The sequence below is a fragment of the Streptomyces sp. NBC_01232 genome, assembly GCF_035989885.1.
Lineage (GTDB): Bacteria > Actinomycetota > Actinomycetes > Streptomycetales > Streptomycetaceae > Streptomyces.
Genome location: NZ_CP108518.1, coordinates 7,621,895 through 7,637,746, shown reverse-complemented (window position 1 = coordinate 7,637,746; position 15,852 = coordinate 7,621,895). Strand labels below are relative to the sequence as shown.

The window sequence follows — 15,852 nt, the reverse complement described above, 5'->3', positions numbered from 1 at the left end:
GGTCCTAGCGTCCTGCACGACCACCGCAGCCACCGCGGCCGCCCACCACCACCCTGCGAGGAGATCCCGTGCTCGAAGGCTTCGGCGAAGCGCTCGCGGACCGGGAGTACTACCTGCCGCTGACCAGCGCGGCCGACCCCGGTCCGCGCTTCGCTCCCCGCGAGGTGCCACCGGGCGTGCGCGGCGCCGCCCAGGGCATCTGGACGCTCTGGGGCGATCCGCGGACCGGGCTCGCCGAGCAGGGCTGGAAGATCCACGTGTCCGCGCGGCTGGACCGCGCGCAGCACGTGCTCGACACGGTCGCCGGCATCTGCTTCTCCGAAGGCGTTCCGTTCAAGCACCTGAGCGCCCGGCTCTTCTTCCTGTTCCTCCATCACAAGCACGCCGGGCGGGCCCAGTCGGGCAAGTTCTGCGCCGTCTACCCGCCCGACACGGCAACGGCCCGCCGGCTGCTGGAGCGCCTGAGCGGCGCGCTCGACGGGGAGGAGGGACCGTACGTCCTCACCGACCGGCGCTTTCGCGACTCGCGGACCGTCCACTACCGCTACGGCTCCTTCGGTGCCCGCAGCCGGCTGCGGGCGGACGGCACCCGGGAGGGGGTCGTGCGCGACGGCTCCGGCCGCGAGGTCGTGGACCTGCGGCTGCCCGCCTTCCAGCTGCCCCCGGGGATCACGGACCCCTTCGTCGAGCACGAGGAACAGCCGCACGCGGGCCCCATCCTGATCCGCGACTACGAAGTGACCCGCGCGGTGCGCCTGAGCAACGCCGGCGGCGCCTACCAGGCCCGGGACCGGCGGACCGGCCGCACGGTCTTCGTCAAGGAGGCCCGCGCCCACAACGGGCTGGTCTTCGACGGGACCGACGCGCAGCAGCGGCTGCGGCACGAGTACCGCGTGCTGCGCGAGCTGCACGCGGCCTCTCCCGGGGTGGGCCCGGAGCCGCTGGACCACTTCACGGAGTGGGAACACGACTTCCTCGTCACCGAATACGTCGCGGGGCAGCCGCTGGTGGGCTGGCTGAGCCGGTCCTCCCCGCTGGCCCGCGCCGATCGCACGGCCGAGTCCGTCGCCGCGTACTACGAGGCGTGCCGGCGCCTGCTGGCCTCGCTGGACTCCTCGCTCGAGCGGCTGCACTCCGCCGGCTACCGGTTCGGTGACCTCAGCCCGGGCAATGTCCTGGTCACGCCCTCGGGCGGGGCCCGGCTGGTGGACTTCGAAGCGGCCTCGGCCCTGTCCGCGGCGCCCTCCGCGATGGGCACCCCGGGGTTCGCGCCGCCGCCGGGCCTGCTCCGGGCCGACACCGACCCACTGCTGCAGGACCGGTACGGCATGTCGGCGGTCGCGCTCGCCTGCCTGGCGCCGTTCAACGAGACCGCCGCACACGCGCCCGCCAACCTCGTACTGCTGCGCCGCGATCTGGCGGACCTGGCTCCGCCGCACGACCTGTGGCAGCGGGCGACCGCCTTCCACCTGACGCAGGACCGGACGGAGGACCTGACGGGCCGGGCGGAGGGCCAGGACGCCCCCGGCCGCCGCCTGCCCTCCCCCGCCGAACCGGACACCGGTCCGCGCGGCTGCCTCGAGCGGCTGGCCGAGGAGGTGACCGCGGGGCTGCTGGAGATGGCTGACGCCGGCCGGCCGGACTGGGCCTTCCCGCCCTCGCCCGAGGCGTTCCGGACCAACAACGTGTGCCTGGCCTACGGCACGGCCGGGGTGGTGCACGCCCTGCACCGCGCCGGGGCCCCGGTGCCGGAGGAGATCCGCGAACGCCTGCGCCGCGACACGCTGGCGCTGCGCGGCACGCTGCCCCCCGGACTGCTCGTCGGCTCGGCCGGCATCGCCCGGGTGCTGGCGGGGCTCGGCCTGCTGGACGAGGCCCTCGACCTGCTCCGGGACGCAGACGACCACCCGCTCACCGACTCGTGCGGCACGCTGGCCGGCGGGCGGGCCGGGGTCGGCCTGGGCTGGCTCGCCCTGTACCGGCTGACCGGGGACCACAGCCACCTGGAGCGGGCCGCCGCGACAGGGGAGCGCCTGCTGCGCACCCGCGACCTGCCCGCCACCCTCGGCGCACACGATGCCCGCGGTCTGCTGCACGGCCGCTCGGGGCTCGCCCTCTTCCTCCATCGCCTGGCCCGCGACACCGGCGACGCCCGGTGCCTCGAGGCGGGTCGCCTGCTGCTCCATCAGGAGCTGGACCGGACCTTCCCGCTGGACGACGGTGCCCTGTCCATCTCCGACAACGCGCAGCTCACCCGCGCCATGCCGTACCTGGCCACGGGTGCGGCCGGGGTCGCGGCGGTGCTCACCCGCTACGTCGCCACCGCCCCGGACGAGCGCTGCGCCGCGGCGCTGCCGAGGCTGGTCGCCGGCATCCGGGTCTCCTGCGCCACGAAGGAGGCGGGCCTGTACCGGGGGCTCGCCGGCCTGACCTGGTTCCTGACCGAGCACGCCGAGCTCACCGGTACGGACGCCGCCCGCGGCGACGCCGTGCGCGCGGCGACCGGCCTGCTGAAGTACGCCGTCCCGTACCGGCGCGGCGTCCGTTTCCTCGGAGCGGGTTCGCAGCGGTTCACCGCCGACCTGTCCAGTGGCGGGGCCGGTGTCCTGCTGGCCCTGCACCGCCTGCTGGCCGGCCCGCTCCTGACGGAGCCCCACCACGCGCGTCCCCGGATCCCTGCCGCCGACCGGCGGTACCGGGCGGGCGTCCCATGACCGCCTCGGTACGGCGGCGAGCAGCTCCGTGCCGAGGCGTGCAGTTACCGACCGACACAACCCCGAGAAGAAAGCAGAGAGCACCCATGAGCCAGATCCTCGCGCTCCAGGCACTGGACACCGAGCCGGAGTCCGATTCCGTCTTCCCCTGCTTCAGCGTCGCCTGGAGCATCACCGACATCTTCCCGGACCCGATGTAACGAGCGAGCCGGTACCCGGAAGGGCCGGGACGGGTGGCCCTGCCACCGGTCCCGGCCCGGTGCGTTCTGAGGGAGCGCCTGACGACAGGACCTGAGGAGGGCTGGTCGCGGATGGCGATGGCCCGGTCGGCACGAGCGGCCGCGGTGCTCTCCGACACGTAGCGGCACCATCGCGCGCCGGGCGCAGTCGGGCAGGGGACTCACGTCACGTCACCAGGTGCAGTGACGTTCCCGCGATGCCCAGTCGTATGCTCTGGCCCCACGTCAGCTCCAGGGCGTCGCCCTCCATGCCGTCGCCGAACACCACCATCCGGTCCGACTCCACGGTCAACTGCAACCTCTGCCCCTGTCCCAGCTCACCGGCGACCATCGTCGTGCCGGTCGTGGGAGAGGGCCAGGCCTCCCGTACGAACCACAGGAGCCGCCGGTCGCCGGGGGCCGGCAGCTCCGCCCGGCTGCCGCGCTCCTGCCACAGGGAACGCAGCCAGCCGGTGGCGCCCGTGCCGGTGCCCACGAGCACCCCGGAGGATGCCTGGGCCTCGCCCGGGCCCGTGTCGCCGTCGGGGCCGAGGCGGTAGCGGGCGGTCTGGTGACCGGGCGACCCCAGGTAGATCTCGTTGAGTGCGAGAAGGCGCTGGGTGTCGTCGGCGACGGCCTCGACCATGGTCAGCTCATCTGCCGTGCCACCGGCAGCGGTCGCCGCACGCAGCAGGGCGGCCGCGTCGGCGCAGCGGTGGCGGACCAGGACCCCCGGGTTGCGCCCCGGGTCGGTGTCGATGCCCACCACCGGCTGTCCGTGCAGGTACTTCGCGGTGTTGGCGACCAGACCGTCCTGGCCGATCACGACCACCACGTCCTCCGGAGCGAACAGGAAGCGGTCCAGGTCCGCCCGCTCCACCCGGGAGCTGCGCCAGGTGAGCGGCACCGCAGCCGCCACCTGGCGCAGAGCATGCAGGGTGCGCTCGTGGCGGCGGTGCACCTCGTCGATCGACCGGCCGCGGCTGGAGAGGAAGAACGCGGCCTGCCCGTGCGTCCCGTGCCGGGCGAGCAGTTCCTCGTACTCGGTCCGGCGGTGCACGAGGACCGCCCGCGGGGCCAGGCTCACGCGCCCGTGCCGCCTTCCGAGCGTCCGAGCCTGGTGAGGAGCCCCGTGAGGACGTCGGGCGAGAGCGTGATGCTCTCGATCCGCGGCAGGTTCTCCGCCAGCCGGGTCGCCGCCAGGGCGTGCAGGGTTCCGGGGGCGGCTTCGTCGTGTACGCGCAGCCAGGCGGCCTGGACCTCGGCGCGCGCCGCACCCGTCTCGCGCGCCGCCTCGGCGTCCGCGCGTGCCAGGCTGACCTTGCGCGCCGCCTCGGTCTCGGTCCGGATTCCGTCCGCCGCCGCCTTCTCCTCGGCCTCGCGGCGGGCGTTGGTGCCGCGCTGGTCGATCAACTGCTCCTCGCGCCTGGCCAGTTCGATCTGACTGGCCAGTTCGTTCTCGGCGATGGCGCGCTCACGTTCGACGGCGACGGCCCGCCGTTCATAGGTGGCCCGGTCCGCCTCCTGCTGGATCTGCTCGCGGGCCGGAGTGCGCAGGGCGCGCTCCACGTCGGCCTCGGGGCGGATCGCCACGACCCTTACGGCCACCACCTCGATGCCGGTGGCCGGGAGCCTGGGCTCGGCGGCGAGGCCGGCGGCGACGCTCGTCCGCACCGAGGTGACACCGTCGACCAGGGCGACGGCCAGCGGAGTCCGGGCCAGTACGTCCAGCGCGTGCTGCTGCGCGCTCTCGGTGAGGAGGGTGGCGATCTGCTCCAAGGGGGCCCCGCGCCAGCTCCCGGTGTCCGGGTCGACGGAGAAGTCGAGCCGTTCCGCGGCTTCGGCCGGGTCGCTGATCCGGTAGGTGACGGTGGCCTGGACGGCGACGTCCTGGAAGTCGGACGTTCGGGCATGGAACGCCATGGCCAGCTCCCGGTCGTCGACCGGCACTTCGGAAAGCGCCGCCGAGAGCGACCTGTACCAGAAGCTGAGCCCCCGCCCGTCGTGGACGAGCCGGCCGCGCCTGTGGTGGCGTATGTGGGTGGTGGGCGCGGAGCGCAGATGGCGCCATCCGAAGCGCCGGGTGATGTCGGCCATGGCGGACCCCCTTCATTTCGTCAACGCGACGATAAGGGACCCCGCCCATATCGTCAAGGGGACGAAAAGAGAACCGGCCCCGGCCCCGCACCGCAGTCCTTCAGGCGGACGCCGAGGAGATCTGCGGGTTCATCAACCGGCACGGCCTGGCGATGCTCCTGCGCCGCTGCGGAGCCGAGCTGTCCCCCGTCGAGATCCTGACCGACCACTACGCGGCGACGCACAGCCACCCCGCGTGGCGTTACCAGCTGGCCCCGATGGACGCGACCGTGCTGTTCCGGGCGGTCCGAGAGGACCCGCGGGCCTCGGCACAGCTCATGGCTGCCGCCCTTGCCCTCCTGCCCGGCCTACCGGCCGAGTGCGCCGCGGCCGAAAACGAACTCCGGGCCCGTCTCGAGCGCAACACACCGACAGCGTAGTCACGAGCAGGGAAGGAACTCGGCGCGCCCGGCCGGCTTCCGTCCCGAGCAGAGCCCTGCAGGGCGCTCGGTCCCGGGCTGTCACACCCCCGTCATACGCTTCCCGTCATGAGCGTCTCTCTCTACTACAGCGCGCACCGCACGACACCGCTGACCGAGGCCGAGTCGGCCTCCGTCGCCCGCGTCGTCGCCGCGCACGCGGCGTCATTTCCGTACGACGACGAGGAAAGCCTGTACCTGTACGACCGGCGTACGGCCGGGCCGCACGAGATCGTCGCCGGGTCCACCAAAATGCCACGCGATCCCGGTCGCCTGATGCCCGTGATCGCCCATGTGCTGGACAGCATGACGGAGTTGCGCCGGGCCACGCCGGATGCGGAGTGGCGCGTGCACATGGACGACCTCGATGTCCCGTGGGACGAGGCCGAAGGGTACGCCCTGCCCGGGATGCGCAACGCGGACCTGATCGCCGGGCTCGCGGCGGTCCACGGTGGAGAGGTGGCAGCGGAATGACGGAAGGGAGCACGGGAAAGGCCCTGGCGCCCACGCCGGAGCAGCAGAGCCTCATCGAGTTCGGGGAGGCGCTGCACCGTCGCATCGCCGCAGAAGCCGATACCGCTCACGTGCTGCTGCCCGAGGACGACGCGGTGGCTGTCGTGCACCGCGCGCGGGGCGGTGGGACGATCCTCGTGGCAGCCGACCGGTCGGTGCTCTTCTCCGGCTCCGCGCTCGACATCGGCGCCGCCCTGATCGACTTCCGGGCCGGCAGGCGCACACCCGTGGAGCGGTTCCGGTAGCGGGAGACGTGCGGGGCGGCCCGCTGAGAGCCGCGCTCAGGCCGGGTAGCCGATCGCCGCGATGGTGTCACCGAGCTGCGCCAGCGTCACGGCGGGATTCAGGGCAGCCACCGCATCCGGCGTGAGAGGCCGCAGCCGGTAGACGTCGATGACTGCGTCCAGGTGCACCGGTCTGCCGTAGTACCTCTGGGCCCATGCCTGGTAGTTCTCTGGCGTCCCCTCGACCAGGCGGCGAAGAAGCCAGTCAGATCCGTCCGGAACGGCACGGCCGGCCGCGGCCGCCCGCCGGTCGGGCGCGGACACGGCTCGGGCGAATCGCCGGCTTGATGTGAGCGAGGGGGACCTTCGGCGCCCCTTTCCGAGAAGGCGGGCCAGAGGTTATCTTGAACGCGTTCAGATCAAGCGCGTTCAAGGGGGTCACGTGTACTTCTCAGCCATCGACTTGGTTGCGGTTCTGCTCTTCTTCTTCGTGCTGGTTCCCCTGGGTCTCGCCCTCGCGGTCGCGAACTGCCGCGCGTGCAGGGCCCGTCGGAGCGGGTAACTGCTCGACGTCCTGGTTCGGCGTGCGTTCCGGTACCGGTCAGCGCAGCAGCGCTCCGCGCAGGGTGATGCCGTGCCGTGTGCGCAGCCGCCGCAGCTCCCACATCGCCACGGCGGTGACGGACAGGGGCGCTCCGAGGATGAAGACGATCCGGACGGCGAACGGCACGCCTTCGTAGGTGCCCCGGATCATGTCGAAGAGGGCCACTTCCCATACGAGGAGCGCCGCGAGGAGCGGCGGGACCGTCTCATGGAGGTCCGCCGTACGGAATACGTGGACCAGCGACTGGCCGATGCCGTACAGGCCGAAGGGGGCGAGCCACAACAGGAAGGCACCCAGGGCGAACAGCAGGGCCACCCGCCCCGCGGAAGACGTCCAGTCCGTTTCCTCGGTCACGTAGCCGAGCCCGGTGATCAGCCGCGGCGCACCGAGCGTGACGACCAGCACGAGCAGCGCCCCGGCGGGCTTGACCGCGCGCCGCAGGAACATGCGCCGGTGGGGCGGGCGGGCCGCCGCGATGAACGCGGCGACCGCGACCGGGAAGGTCACCGCCAGCACGATGAGTGTGGTGCGGATCTGGGCGAAGCGGTCGTCGACGACGGCATCGGCGTCCGGCACCACCCCGTAGGAGAGCAACATCCAGGTGAGGGCGGCCAGTCCGATGACCGTGCGCAGGACCTGGACCTTCTTCACCACCGGATCGTGCACACGGTCCGGCCGGGACGGCGTGAACACGGCGCGCCCCACGGCGATCGGGTTGAACAGGCGCCCGAAGGTCAGTCGGCGCGCGGGAGCGGGAGCCGGAGCCGGACCCGCCGGAGGCCACCCCGCAACGGGCGGCTGCCCTTCTCCGTACGGATTCCACGGCGTTCGGCCGCCACTGCCCTCTGCGCTCATCCACGCGCCCTTCCTGTCCGCTGTGCCGAATCACGGGGAGGATAGGCGGATCCCGATCCGCAGGACAGCCCCGGGGTGCCCGAGGGGCGGGCAGCGCGTAGCCATGCTGGAGGCGGGGTTGCCGTTCACTGCACGGCCGACAACAGCTCTGAAAACCTGTTACGCGGATCCCGTTCCGCACCCATAGGGTGTGCGTACCGCGGCGGGGGGCTGTAGCGCAGAGGTAGACGCGCCCTCTTGGCAAGAGGGGAGGACGCCGGTTCGAATCCGGCCTGCTCCCCCGCCGCGCGTATTCCGGAACGACCGGCGCCCCCGGACGCGCGTGCATCGATACCGCCCACTTCGTCGGGGTACGGCCGGCCCGGAAGACCGACCCCGCAGGCACCGCCCGGACCGTCCTCGCCCTGTGCAACGCTGGCACCGACCGACGTACGTGCTGCCGATCCTCTCATCCGGCCGGGCCCCTCGGGTCAGGCCTTCGTTCACAGGTGTCGGTCACCCTCGGCACGGGCTGAAGAAATTGCTTCGGGAGCACCGATGAGTTCGGTGCGCGGGGACGGTCTTACCTACGAAAGGCCCGACAGCCGAAGGAGAAGCACCATGACCGAGACCGTGACCCGCACCTTGGAGTCGGACGGCGCCACGCTCGCGTACGACGTACGTGCCGCGGATGCCGGGGTGGCAGGCGGAGTCCGGCCCACGCCGCTGTTCCTGATCGGCTCCCCCATGGACGCCTCCGGCTTCGGCACGCTGGCCTCGCACTTCACCGACCGGACCGTGCTCACGTACGACCCGCGGGGCGCAGGCCGCAGCATCCGTACCGACGGGGCCTCGGAGAACCTGCCGCAGGAGCACGCGGAGGACCTCCGGCGGGTGATCGAGGCTGCCGGAACCGGCCCGGTCGACGTGTTCGCCAGCAGTGGCGGCGCGGTCAACGCGCTGGCCCTGATCGCCCGCCACCCGGATCTGGTCCGCACCCTCGTCGCGCACGAGCCGCCCGCGGCCCAGGTCCTCCCGGACCGGGAGGCGGTACTCGAGGTGTGCGCCGACATCCACGCCACCTACCTGCGCGCCGGCACCGGCCCGGCGATGGCCAAGTTCATCGCGGCGGCCAGCCGCAAGGGCCCCTTCCCTGCGGACTGGCAGGACGAGCCCGCGCCGGAGCCGACGGCCTTCGGCCTGCCGACCGAGGACGACGGCACCCGCGGGGACCCGCTGCTGGGGCAGAACATGCGCGGCTGCACCTCGTACCGGCCCGAATTCGAGGCGCTTCGCGCCGCGGAGACACGGATCGTCGTGGCGGTCGGCAAGGAGTCGGAGGGCCAGTTCCCCGCGCGGGCCGCGGTGGGCGTCGCCGAGCAGCTGGGTACCGAGCTGACGCTGTTCCCCGGCGACCACGGCGGCTTCCTGGGCGGCGAGTACGGCCAGCACGGCGAGCCGGAGGCGTTCGCACAGGCCCTGCGCGGGGTGCTGGAACAGGCCTGACCGGCCCTCCGGCTCGAGGGAATCTCGAGCCGGAGGGCAGGGGCAGCGGGCCGACGTTGGTGTAGTTGCCGTTCACGAGCGTCGAGATCCACGCGGTGCCGTTGTTCTTGCAGAAGAACAGGCTGTCCGAGGTCCGGCCCACCTTGTCCCAGATACCGCTGGTACCGATCTTGCGGAAGGAGATGCCGCCGCCGTCCTCGGCCTTGGACACCCGTGCTCGCCTTGGAGAAGAGGATCGAGCTGTTCGGCGTCGTCTGGTTGCAGTACGCGGACGAGGCACCCGCGGGAGTCACAGGGCCGGCCAGCAGGACGGCCGTCACGGACGTGGCCGCGGCAAGCGCGGCCACCAGATTTACCTCACGGGTCGTCCCCGTTCTCGCGCTCGAAGTTCCCGGGTCGGGCGCGTGCGGTGTGAAGGAAGACGCCCGTGCGCGTGGAGTGGCCGGCCCCCCCCGCTCGGCATTGGCCGCCTCTGCTCCTGGGACGTCCTCGTCCGTCCTGCGCCGCGTGCGGCCGACCCGCATCCTGGACGCGTGCCTTGAGGGGCACCGGCGGGAGTTTCGGAGCCGGGATCGGGGGGCGGTCGCGGCCCCTCCCCCGCATGCACAGCGCCATCCGGTTCGCGCTGGGCGGAGCCCCGGCGGCCGGGGGACATCGCGCCCCCCAGAACGGCTGCCGGCGCGGCCACCACCCCGCCGGTCACACGCCGACACCCGCCCCCGGCCGACCAGGAGGACAGGCTCTCGGAGGCACGCCGGTCGGGTCTCCGCAAGGGCGCCGCTTGACTGGTGGTCGGCACGACAGGTAGGGAGAGGCTGTTCATCGCGCAAGGTGTGAAACGGGGGACCTATGAAGCCGCTCGAAACGGGCGATCCCACCTCGCTCGGCGAGGGCCGCTACCGGCTGGTGGGACGGCTCGGCCAGGGCGGCATGGGCGTGGTCTACCTGGGCCGCTCCCGGTCCGGCCGTGCGGTCGCCGTCAAGGTCGTACGTCCCGAGCTGAGCACCGAGCCCGGGTTCCGGCGCAGGTTCGCCGACGAGGTCGCGGCCGCGCGGAGGGTCGGTGGCTTCCACACCGCGCCGGTGGTCGACGCCGACCCGGAGGGGGAGCCGGCCTGGCTGGTGACGGCCTTCGTGCCCGGTCCCACCCTGCAAGCGGTACTCGCGCGCCTCGGATCGCTGCCCCTGGACACGCTCACCGTGCTGGCCGCCGGCCTGGCCGAGGCGCTCGAGGCGATCCACCGAGCGGGGGTCATCCACCGCGATCTCAAGCCCGCGAACATCATCGTCGCGGAGGACGGACCGCGTGTCATCGATTTCGGCATCGCGCGCGCCCTGGACGGAACGTCCCTGACCCAGACCGGCCTGCAGGTCGGCACGCCGGGATTCCTGGCACCCGAGCAGCTCACCGGCAGTGGCGTGCTCACCCCCGCGGTCGACATGTTCGCTCTGGGGGTCGTGCTCACCCAGGCGGCGGGCGGCGCCCCCTTCGGCGACGGCCCGTCCGCGGCCAGGCACTACAAGGTGGTCTACGAGGAGCCGGACCTGACCGCGGTGCCCGGTGAGCTCCGCGCAGCGATCGGCGCCTGCCTGTCCAAGGATCCGGCGGCACGGCCCACACCGGCCGCCTTCCTCGGTACCCTCACCGTCCGCCACCCAGACGGTGGCTCCTGGCTGCCGGAGGCGGCGACGCAGCTGCTTCCCGCCCCGGAACCGGCGGTGCGTCCCACCGGGCCGGACGGCCCGTCGGGCACCGCGCAGGACCTCGCGGAACCGGACGCCGTCCCGCCCGTCGTCGCGGAGCCCCGTACGGAACAGCCGCGCACGGTGACGGGACCCGCGGCGCGGCTCTCCCCCGCCCCCGCACAGGTGCCGCAGGCGGTTGCGGAGAAGCCCCGGCGGCGCCGCGCGGTGGTGGCGGCGGTGCTCGTGGCGTCTCTCGCGGTCGTCGGCCTGTACGTGTGGCAGCCCTGGAGGGACTCCGCCAAGGACCGTTCCAAGTCCGGCGCCGCCACGCCCACCGGATCCGCCGCTGCCCCCGTCCCTGCCCCGTTCCCGGCCGATCCCCTGCTGATCCGGCAGGACACCGCCCCGGGCTGGCCCGGGACGTGCCACGGCGTCGTCGCCCGCCGGGACGCGGCGACGGAGAAGCCCGTGGGGCTCATCGCAGGGAGCGCAGGCGCATGCGACACCCTGCCCCAGTGGTCCCCCGACCGCAGGTCGTTCGCGTTCACCCGCAGCACGCCCGAGGGCACGGCCGTCTGGACCGCCAGTGCCGACGGTTCGAACGCTCGGCGGATCACCTCCATCGCCGGCGGCAGGGTGTCCTGGTCGCCGGACGGCAGCCGGCTCGCCGTGCTCCGCAAGAAGGACGGTGTCCAGCAGCTGTTCGTGGTCGGCGTCGCCGACGGCACGGCTCGCCAGCTCACTTCGGGCGGGGGCCAGGTCGAGGATCCCGCGTGGTCGCCGGACGGCAAGAGCATCGCGGTCTGCCTGGAGACGGGGCCCGGGAACTGGCAGATCCACGTGGTCGACCCCGCCGACCCGAACCGGGCGCCACAGCAGGTGACCCGGCTGCCCCATCCGGCACTCGACCCGGTGTGGTCACCCGACGGCACCACCTTCGCCTACACGGCGGGGACGTACGGCACGAACACTCAGGGCGACATCCGCCTCGTGGGCGCCGACGGCAGTGACGATCGTGAACTGGTCGCCACCAGTGCCCATGAGATGGACCCCGCCTGGTCCGTCGACGGCACGTGGTTGGCCTTCGTCCGCGGTCCGTACGAGAAGCCCGTGATCTGGGCCGTGCGCGCGGACAAGACCGGCGAGCGCGCGCTCACCACCGGCGCCACCACCGAGGGGCATCCCGCCTGGCGCTGACTCCCGTCGGCGGGGGGACCGGGTGGTGACCGGGTATCGGAGGCCGGCGGGACGTGTCCGGATGGGCTGAAGCCGAATCCATGGGAGGGGGGCGGCAGCTCGAAGCCGCGGCCGCCCCCTCGCGGGTCACCCCGCCGAAGCCCTGCGCCAGGCCGCGAGGTTCAGTGCTCGCAGAGGGAGAATTCCCGCTCGTAGAGCTGCTCGTTGTGTTCGGCGACGAAGAACTTGCGTTCCTGCATGAGTTGTTCGCGGTAGACCGCGGCCTGTTCAAGCGTCATGGTCGATGTGTCGGACCACGGTTGCTGCGGAGGCACGTCGGACGTCGAGACGATGGTTTCCGACGGGTCGACCAGGAAGAAGGCGAGGATCTTGCGGTATCCCGGGCGGGTGGGGTCCGCGAGGCGGAAGTCGCCGACGCGGTGCTGCAGAATGTTCGGGAACGCCAGGCAGCGGCCCGCCGGCGTCGATGCCGATCCCAGCATCTGGTTCAGCGCGTCCTCGTCCTCCAGGCCGTAGACCTCACGCAGCCCGTCGTCGTCGTTCTGCTCGTAGTCCGGGTCGTCGAGTGCCGCCCGGAAACTCAGCCGGCTTTCGGTGATGTTCTCGCTGTCCCAGTAGTAGATGCCGGTCGAGACGATCCGCTCGTTCAGCATGCCCTCGACGTGCCAGGAACCACCGGCGTACTCGGGCTTGTCCGGGGTCAGGTGAATGGTGGCGAGCTTGACGATGACCTGAAGGCGGCGGCCACGCAGGTCGACCCGGGCGGATTCGTCGGGCGCCTCGGGCACGGTGAACTCCGGGGCCTCCGGGATGACCGGGCGGCGGTTCTCCCACCATTCTTCGTGGGCGGATTCCCACGCACGGAGGGCTTCCTGGTGGGCCGCGGGATCGCTGTACGAGGACTTGTTCGGATACTCCGGTTTCGAGTCGTACCACCCGTAGGGATCGGCCTCGATCCGCAGGGGCCGCGGATGACGCAGATCCGTGAGCACCTTCTCCCACAGCGGGAGCATCCGTGCGAACAAGTCCGGCAGGACGGAATGCAGTTCGTGATGCGTCTCGGGATGGACGTTGTTGACATACGAGCGGAAGGCGACATCGCCGTCGTCACTGACGTCCACGTCCGTGGGCAGCCACTGGAACCTCTCCGAGAACTCGTACTTCGAGTAGCGGGTCGTCGGATTCTGCCAGGCCCGCTCCGGTGCGCCGCTCGCCTCCCTCACCAGGCAGAACATCGAGGGATGAACCAGATCCAGAACCTGGCCGTCCGATCCGGGGTGCCAGTCCTGTTCCTCTTCGGGCACCTCTTCCAGAACCCGGACCGCCTCGCGCAGCCGGAACCTGAGCGTGTCGTCGACCAGTGCGTCCGACTGCCACACCCCGTCGACGGCGGACACCTCGATGCCCGTTCGTCCGTCCCGCAGCGTGGCGTAGTGCCCGAGTTCGGCAAAGACGTAGCGAAGCTGCGCTTCGGTGAGGCCCTGGGCGAGCGCCTCCTGCGTCCACCGGGCCACGATGTCGGCGTCGTTCATCTTGTCGAACCACCCCGGCTTCGCCCTGAGGTGCGCGCTGCACTGCATGATCCCGAGTTCCCGCAGGGTCCGGGGTTTCGCGAACGATATGGAACGGGACGCAGTAAAGGGCAGCGGAAAAGCAGACAGGCCGGTCAATTCTCTTGGTCCTTGCAGTCGGTGTGCGGTGGCGGGAAGGATAGTGCAGCAGACTGACACCGCCCGCCCGTGGTCCCTGTCATCGCTGGTCCGGGAGCCAGGGCCGCTCCAGCTGCTGTGCGGCCCCTCCTCTCCCGCACTGCGCTTCCCGGCTCAGTCACCAGCAGGGCCGGACGGCCCTTCTCCGGGACAGCAGGTCCTGCTCATTCCGCGGCGGTACTTCTCCGCGTTGGCGAAGAACAGCGGCGAGTCGTAGCGGTAGATCAGCAGCCCCGGAACCGTCCGCGCCGTCGGGTAGTCGTCCACGTCGTGCATGCCGGCGAGCCCGGGCACCATGCCTTCCACGGCGTCGTGCGGGCGGGCCACCCGGGCCAGCAGCTCGACCACGGACAGGGTCACGGCGACGAGGACGCCGGACAGGATGCCGAGGGCCAGAACCCCCCAGGAGACATCCGAGTGCCAGGAGCAGTTCGCGTCGGCGGAAGGCCGCGAGGCGCCGGAACTCGCCCACTTCGACGAGCCGGACGGCGGCATACACGACGATGGCGCCGAGGACGGCGCTCGGCGTGTGCGCGAGGAGTGGCCCCGGGAAGAGGAGGACCAGCACGACCGCGAATGCGGCGAACAGGGAGTAGGCCTGGCTCCGTGCCTTCGCCGCCTGGGCCAGGGCAGTGCGGCTGGCGCTGCTGCTGACGGGGAACCCTTGCATGAGGCCCGCCCCCAGGTTCGCCGCCCCCAGGGCCAACAGCTCGCGATTGGGGTCCAGCGGGAGCGGATCACCCCGGTCGGCGAAGGCCCGGGCGGTGAGGATCACGTCCGAGTAGCCGACGAGGAGGACGCCCAGCGCCGGGATCACCAGCTGCGGCAGGTCACCGAGGGACGGCAGTGCGGGCACCGGCAGCCCGGAGGGTACGGAGCCGATCACGGCGATCCCGTACCGCTCGTCCAGCCCGAAGGCCGCCACCAGGGCTGTGGCGGAGACAAGCGCGAGCAGGGGACGCGGAACCAGCCGCCAGTACCCCGGTGCCACCAGGAGCAGGACGAGGACGACAGCGCCCAGGCAGACGACCACGGCGACGGCCGTCATCAGCGCGGTGGTCGACTCGGGTCCCACCGACAGCAGCCGTGAAGAACCGGTCAGGGCGTAGAGCACCATGGCCGGCAGCACTGCCCAGAGCCCCGCGACAGGTGGCAGCCCGGCCACCCCGCATAGCCCATGACCTGGGGCACCAGAGAGGCGGCAACGGTGATCCCGGCCAGTGCGTCCCGACTGAGCCACGCCCGGCGGTACCCCCTGAGACCGGGAGGCAGCGGGGACGGCCTCCCACGTGCGGACATCGGGCTCCCCGCTGACGGTGCACTTGGCAACTCCGCGTCGGCATCTGCCGCGCTTCAGTCCTTCCCCAGCGTGGACGCGTGATCGGGGACGGCGTTCTGGAGGTCCTTGGGAGGTCGCTGGTATCCCGTGGAGGGAGGACGGGGCGGCAGGGTGAGCGAAGGCAGGGTCACGTCCGCGTAGGGAAGCGAGGACAGCAGGTGGGCGATCATGTTGAGTCTCGCGCTGCGCTTGTCGTCGCTCTCGACCACGTACCAGGGGGCGTCCACCGTGTCGGTGTGGACGAGCATTTCGTCCTTGGCCCGCGAGTACACCTCCCAGCGCGTGAGGGACTCCAGGTCCATCGGGGAGAGCTTCCAGCGCCGCAGCGGGTCCTGCGCCCGGGCGCGGAACCGCTCCTCCTGCACTGCGTCACTGACGGAGAACCAGTACTTGCGGAGCAGGATCCCGTCTTCGACGAGCATGTGCTCGAAGAGCGGACACTGGCGCAGGAAGAGCCGGTGTTCCGCCGGTGTGCAGAAGCCCATGACGTGCTCGACTCCGGCGCGGTTGTACCAGCTGCGGTCGGGGGGTGCGCACGCCTCGGAAGCCGTTGAGGTCGGTTGTGACGTAGCCGGGGCAGCCGGCGTTGACCGGGATGTTCGTACCGCTCAGCTCCCGCGCGTACTGGAGGGTGACGGCGTTCACGAACGTCTTCGGCGGCGAGTACGCCACATCCGCCGCCTCGGCCGCGTCCGCCGCGGATTCATCCGTGGAGCGGATCGATCACCGTCATCCCGGCGGAGGAGGCGGCCG

11 protein-coding genes, 1 tRNA gene and 3 pseudogenes are annotated in these 15,852 nt (G+C 72.0%); 7 read left to right on the top strand and 8 right to left on the bottom strand.

Translation table 11 applies throughout. The features are described 5' to 3' along the window. The first annotated feature begins 68 nt into the window (after positions 1-68). Complete coding sequence (lanKC, locus tag OG444_RS35210) at positions 69-2,714, top strand: class III lanthionine synthetase LanKC (protein WP_327265910.1); 2,646 nt, start codon at positions 69-71, stop codon at positions 2,712-2,714. A gap of 405 nt (positions 2,715-3,119) precedes the next feature. Here the strand turns inward: lanKC and OG444_RS35205 are convergent, their stop codons facing one another. Both OG444_RS35205 and OG444_RS35200 read right to left on the bottom strand, forming a co-directional pair. Beyond that, on the bottom strand, positions 3,120-4,019 hold the full coding sequence (locus OG444_RS35205; protein WP_327265909.1) for a hypothetical protein: 900 nt from the start codon (positions 4,017-4,019) through the stop codon (positions 3,120-3,122). Then, positions 4,016-5,029, bottom strand: a complete 1,014-nt coding sequence (locus tag OG444_RS35200; RefSeq protein WP_327265908.1) for an SPFH domain-containing protein — start codon at positions 5,027-5,029, stop codon at positions 4,016-4,018. Before OG444_RS35200 ends, OG444_RS35205 begins: the two co-directional genes overlap by 4 nt. 152 nt (positions 5,030-5,181) lie before the next feature. Between OG444_RS35200 and OG444_RS35195 the strand changes: the two genes are divergently transcribed. The 3 genes from OG444_RS35195 to OG444_RS35185 all read left to right on the top strand — a co-directional run bounded on the left by OG444_RS35195 (position 5,182) and on the right by OG444_RS35185 (position 6,245). Further along, positions 5,182-5,448 carry a hypothetical protein gene (locus OG444_RS35195; protein ID WP_327265907.1) on the top strand — a complete coding sequence of 89 codons (267 nt, stop codon included), beginning with the start codon at positions 5,182-5,184 and terminating at the stop codon, positions 5,446-5,448. 108 nt (positions 5,449-5,556) lie between these two features. After that, a complete protein-coding gene (locus OG444_RS35190) occupies positions 5,557-5,961 on the top strand; it encodes a hypothetical protein (protein WP_327265906.1) in 405 nt (134 codons plus the stop codon). Beyond that, on the top strand, positions 5,958-6,245 hold the full coding sequence (locus OG444_RS35185; RefSeq protein ID WP_327265905.1) for a hypothetical protein: 288 nt from the start codon (positions 5,958-5,960) through the stop codon (positions 6,243-6,245). Before OG444_RS35190 ends, OG444_RS35185 begins: the two co-directional genes overlap by 4 nt. A gap of 36 nt (positions 6,246-6,281) precedes the next feature. Here OG444_RS35185 and OG444_RS35180 read toward each other — a convergent pair whose 3' ends face one another. Beyond that, positions 6,282-6,413: a hypothetical protein gene (locus OG444_RS35180; protein WP_327265904.1), complete on the bottom strand. Its 132-nt coding sequence runs from the start codon at positions 6,411-6,413 to the stop codon at positions 6,282-6,284. Between the two features lie 412 nt (positions 6,414-6,825). After that, positions 6,826-7,479, bottom strand: a complete 654-nt coding sequence (locus OG444_RS35175; protein ID WP_327265903.1) for a hypothetical protein — start codon at positions 7,477-7,479, stop codon at positions 6,826-6,828. A 410-nt stretch (positions 7,480-7,889) separates the two neighbouring features. Here OG444_RS35175 and OG444_RS35170 point away from each other — a divergent pair. The 3 genes from OG444_RS35170 to OG444_RS35160 all read left to right on the top strand — a co-directional run bounded on the left by OG444_RS35170 (position 7,890) and on the right by OG444_RS35160 (position 12,051). Continuing rightward, a tRNA-Ala gene (locus OG444_RS35170) sits at positions 7,890-7,963 on the top strand. A gap of 320 nt (positions 7,964-8,283) precedes the next feature. Further along, entirely contained in the window at positions 8,284-9,168 is an 885-nt protein-coding gene (locus OG444_RS35165) for an alpha/beta fold hydrolase (protein ID WP_327265902.1), read from the top strand. Positions 9,169-10,017: 849 nt separating this feature from the next. Beyond that, positions 10,018-12,051 carry a protein kinase domain-containing protein gene (locus tag OG444_RS35160; protein WP_327265901.1) on the top strand — a complete coding sequence of 678 codons (2,034 nt, stop codon included), beginning with the start codon at positions 10,018-10,020 and terminating at the stop codon, positions 12,049-12,051. Between the two features lie 161 nt (positions 12,052-12,212). On the opposite strand, the gene OG444_RS35155 is transcribed toward OG444_RS35160, so the two are convergent. The 4 genes and pseudogenes from OG444_RS35155 to OG444_RS35140 all read right to left on the bottom strand — a co-directional run. Continuing rightward, positions 12,213-13,721, bottom strand: a complete 1,509-nt coding sequence (locus tag OG444_RS35155) for a DUF4246 domain-containing protein (protein WP_327265900.1) — start codon at positions 13,719-13,721, stop codon at positions 12,213-12,215. A 210-nt stretch (positions 13,722-13,931) separates the two neighbouring features. Next, positions 13,932-15,059 (bottom strand): annotated as a pseudogene (locus tag OG444_RS35150) (SulP family inorganic anion transporter); the annotation flags it as partial. Positions 15,060-15,113: 54 nt separating this feature from the next. After that, positions 15,114-15,623: pseudogene (locus OG444_RS35145) on the bottom strand (polyphosphate kinase 2); the annotation flags it as partial. Between the two features lies 1 nt (position 15,624). After that, positions 15,625-15,819, bottom strand: a pseudogene (locus OG444_RS35140) (SDR family NAD(P)-dependent oxidoreductase); the annotation flags it as partial. Positions 15,820-15,852: the final 33 nt, after the last annotated feature.